This window comes from Shewanella sp. TB7-MNA-CIBAN-0143, assembly GCF_040310065.1.
In the GTDB taxonomy this organism is placed as follows: Bacteria; Pseudomonadota; Gammaproteobacteria; order Enterobacterales; family Shewanellaceae; genus Shewanella.
Map to the genome: position 1 here is coordinate 1 of NZ_JBEOPL010000178.1, position 224 is coordinate 224.

1 tRNA gene is annotated in these 224 nt (G+C 52.7%); it reads right to left on the reverse strand.

What is annotated here, in order from left to right:
- Positions 1–2: 2 nt before the first annotated feature.
- Positions 3–76, reverse strand: a tRNA-Arg gene (locus tag AAEY97_RS21565).
- Positions 77–224: the final 148 nt, after the last annotated feature.

Sequence of the window (224 nt, forward strand, 5' to 3'; positions counted from 1 at the left end):
GGTGCGCGTGGGAGGAGTCGAACCTCCGACCGCCTGGTTCGTAGCCAGGTACTCTATCCAGCTGAGCTACACGCGCAAAATCGGTAAAACAAGCCATTCATAAATAATGCTATCGTCTGCACTTCATGTGCGTGACGTTATTTAATGAATGGCGGAGAAGGAGGGATTCGAACCCTCGATGGGATTTAAAGCCCATACTCCCTTAGCAGGGGAGCGCCTTCGGC